Source organism: Actinoplanes sp. NPDC051633 (assembly GCF_040681735.1).
Taxonomy (GTDB): Bacteria; Actinomycetota; Actinomycetes; order Mycobacteriales; family Micromonosporaceae; genus Actinoplanes.
This window is the reverse complement of the sequence record NZ_JBFAZH010000833.1, coordinates 1-3,477: the sequence shown is the minus strand read 5'-3', so window position 1 is coordinate 3,477 and position 3,477 is coordinate 1. Positions and strand designations below refer to the sequence as shown.

At 58.4% G+C, this 3,477-nt stretch carries 2 protein-coding genes and 1 pseudogene; 2 read left to right on the top strand and 1 reads right to left on the bottom strand.

The features are described 5' to 3' along the window. Together AB0M20_RS32945 and AB0M20_RS32940 are read left to right on the top strand one after the other, a co-directional pair. Nucleotides 1-286: pseudogene (locus AB0M20_RS32945) on the top strand (hypothetical protein); the annotation flags it as partial. A gap of 220 nt (nucleotides 287-506) precedes the next feature. Further along, on the top strand, nucleotides 507-2,453 hold the full coding sequence (locus AB0M20_RS32940) for an AAA family ATPase (protein ID WP_364304243.1): 1,947 nt from the start codon (nucleotides 507-509) through the stop codon (nucleotides 2,451-2,453). A gap of 304 nt (nucleotides 2,454-2,757) precedes the next feature. Here AB0M20_RS32940 and AB0M20_RS32935 read toward each other — a convergent pair whose 3' ends face one another. After that, nucleotides 2,758-3,273 carry a hypothetical protein gene (locus AB0M20_RS32935; RefSeq protein WP_364304242.1) on the bottom strand — a complete coding sequence of 172 codons (516 nt, stop codon included), beginning with the start codon at nucleotides 3,271-3,273 and terminating at the stop codon, nucleotides 2,758-2,760. Nucleotides 3,274-3,477: the final 204 nt, after the last annotated feature.

The window sequence follows — 3,477 nt, the reverse complement described above, 5'->3', positions numbered from 1 at the left end:
TTTATGTTTTTGTTTAAGATGCCGGAACTGGGAGGAGACCCAGGGCGCTCTTGGCGCGCTGGAGCGTGGCTCCTGCTTCGTCGGCAGCAAGGAGGTCGTGGTCTCAATCTACGACTCGCACGAGGAGGCCGCAGGAGAACCCGCGGCCCACGCCGAGTTGCTTGCTGGCGTCTCGGACACGATCATGGTGGTCGGCGAGAACTGGACGTTGTCCTGCGAGGAAACGTCGATCTGCGAGCGGATTGAGAGCGACTTCGGCGGCGAGCTGGTCATCATCCCGGCCTGATGTCGGCCTAGAGCACTACTCGCCCTCGGTGACGATCTGGCGTACGCGCTCGCGGGTTTGGTCGGCTCGGCTGCTCATCGGCTAATCGGGCTCGTTGGGATCCTGCTTGGTGACGTCGGCTGCTGTAATTCAGTCTGTGGGCCAGTCGCCCGCAGGATCACCGGCGAAGTGGGGTCGGGACGTGCCTCCGCGCACAGTTCGGCCACGTGAAGGCTGCCGAATGCGAGGCGGTGACGCCGCCCCGCAACGAGGTCGGTCACCGGCTCCGCCGGAGCCTTGGAGCTGGACGGTCAGAGGGCCGCCGCGTCAGTTGGCCGGCACTAGCGGTGGTATCACTGGCGCCCGAAATACGATTGACTGCCATCGTAATCATGCAGGTAGAATCATGACTCTTCGAAACGCATGTTGCGAGGCCTTCGTGTTAAAGCGCATCACTCTTCACTCGTTTAAGGGATTCCGTAAGTTCAACCTCACATTCAATCCAGACGTAAGCGTCTTAGTTGGTCCAAACAGTGCTGGCAAGACCACGATCGTAGGTGCCATTAGATTGTGCGCCGCGTTGTTGGATCAGGCGCGACGACGAAACCCGGGCGATGCCACCGCACGAGCGGCGGGCAAGCCACGTGCTCACACTATCGCAGACGTGAGCATCGATAACGCCGCCTTTAACGACGAAAATATCTATCATAATTTTCTACGCGAAGAGGCCACTATCGAATTGACCTTTACAAACGGTGGTTTCCTGAGAGTGGAGTGGCCTGAATCAGAAGATCCTAGCCCGCGACGCGGCTTCTTTTCGTTAACGGGCCCGCCTGGCAATCGTGCCAGAGGAACCAATCTTGCGAAAACGTCTTTTCCGGAGATCGGCGTCGTTCCCACTTTGACTCCATGCGAAGGTAGGGAAAGGCTAGTAACGGCGCGAACGGCTCGGGCAAACTACACCACTCGACTCGCAAGTGTTCGTTTCCGAAATCAGCTCTGGCAGACTTACCTGAACGAAGACGCAGGAACATGGGACGAATTCGTGGAGTTTCTTCTCCAAAACACTCCCGAGATATCCGGCATCAGACTAGAGAGGTCGGATGCCGGACGAGACGAATTTCTTGACCTCTTCTGTCGTGAGTCGCGTAGCGGTAAGGAGCGAGAAATCACGTGGCTCGGCGACGGGCTTCAGACGTGGCTACAAGTTCTTTTTCACCTCTGGCGAGAAAGGGATAGGCCCTGCTTGATCCTGGACGAGCCCGACGTGTTTATGCACCCAGACTTGCAACGTCGCCTCATAACTCTTGTACGAGGTGCCGACACGCAAGTCATTCTAGCGACTCATAGCGTGGAGATACTTAACGAGGTAGGACCAGATTCAGCGATAGCAATAAACCTAGAACTCGACGGAGGAACGAGATTTAGCGGAGGCGGCGCTATTGCGGAGTTCGCCGGCCAGATCGGAAGTGGGCTTCAATTCGGCCTGGCTAGAGCCCTCACCCGCAAGGCCGTTTTATTCGTCGAAGGTCAGGATGCCGCGCTGTTGCGTATTCTTGCTCAACGTGTTGGTGCTGTAAAGGTCGCCAACGAGCAAGGCCTTTCGACGGTTTCGATTGGCGGATTCAGTGGCTGGAGTAGTGTTGCCGGTTTCACGCGAATCCTTCAGAAGGCTGGAGGCGGTCCCGCGGCAACCGTCTTGCTAGACAGAGACTATCGAAGTGACGAAGTAATTGCCGATATCGCTGCTCAGGTCCGTCGCGACGGTGCTAACGTCCACGTGTGGCATCGAAAAGAAATTGAGAATTATCTTTTGAGCGAAGAAGTGATAGCAAGAGTTTCTGGCGTAGCCGTGCAATCCATTCATGCGCTGATGGACCGAGTCGCCGACGGCCTCAGGAATGAGACTCTGGCGGCATGGATTGGACGTCGTCAACGTGACGCGCCGAAGAAGCTCGATCTAACATCGGTAGCCAGGACGGCGATTGTCGACTTCGAGTCGGCCTGGGACACAGAGAAGTTGGAGTTGGTTCCAGGAAAGCGGTTTATCAGCACACTGAATCAAGAGGTTGCGGCGATTGGTGGACAAACTTTTAATTCATACCGATTGGCGCGCGAAATACGCTCCTCAGAACTCGACGGTGAGGTCCTGTCCTTCATCCGCAGTCTAGAGATAGCGTTGGCTTAAGGAGACCAGCGGCGGTCGCTGCGCGCAGCCAGCGCCCGCCGCTGACGACCGGACCCTCGCTTGTAAGGCGTTGCCGGCGACGGTCGAACGTCTGTGCGTGTCTATGACGTCCGGGCTGGTGCCAAGCTTCGTCCGCTCCCGGCCGCCACCGGTCACCGTCGTTGATGTCAGACGTAGATGTCAGTGGCGATCAAGTCGTGGCCCCGCCGAACTCAGCGGCTGGCGGAGCGCGAAGGTATCCGATGCTTCAGGAGGCGCGCCGCTCCGCCAAAACGGACGAGGCAGCCCCCGTTGATCGGCTGGCCTAGGTCGACTGTGTCACCAAGAGCTGAAGCACTTGAGACGCTGCTTGCAGCCCGAGTCCAATCAAGACCAACCACCAGCTATGGTTGGCCAGCCGCTTTTGCTCCTTCTCGATCGCCGCTTGGTAGTCCGCCTCTGTCTGCGCGCGCAGGATCTCAAGGTCGGCCAGTCGCTGTTCGGTTTGATCTAGGTCCATCTGCCTTGACAGCGCATCAACAAGTGCTTGGATACTCATCCGTAGGTAGAGCAGCTTGGCGTCCAGTTCCAGGCGGAACCTGGGGTCGTTCACGGGCGGCACGGACGTCCAAGCTTCAGCGTCGAACGCTTCGTAGCTACTGGCGGCGGCTCCGGCAGGAGCGCGGGTGGCTGGAGTGGGATTCAGCAGCTCTTGGATGACTTTCTCTGTCAAGCGTTCGTCCCGAATTCGGAGCCGCTCGAACCGCTGGTACACCAGCACTAACCCGACGACCTCGAACCCCAGTCCGACCAGGAACAGCACCAGCTCGACCCATCGCATCGGCACAACGTAGTTACCTACCGCCCTCGGTAGAAGGGGACGAGTTTTCAGTAAGCAAAGTCAGCCCTTGTTTGGGGTGTGTCGATCCGGCCACGATGCTAGTCCGGTGCAACAGCCATCCCGTCGGCCTTCGTCCACACACCGTGGAGCGGACAGGGCCTGCCTGGGCAAGGTGGAGCACCCTACGTCTGACCGACCTTGCCC

What these genes read in the sequence shown, in the direction of transcription:
- AB0M20_RS32940 (WP_364304243.1), top strand. Translation starts at nt 507, where the DNA reads ATGCGAGGCGGTGACGCCGCCCCGCAACGAGGTCGGTCACCGGCTCCG.
- AB0M20_RS32935 (WP_364304242.1), bottom strand. Translation starts at nt 3,273, where the DNA reads ATGCGATGGGTCGAGCTGGTGCTGTTCCTGGTCGGACTGGGGTTCGAG.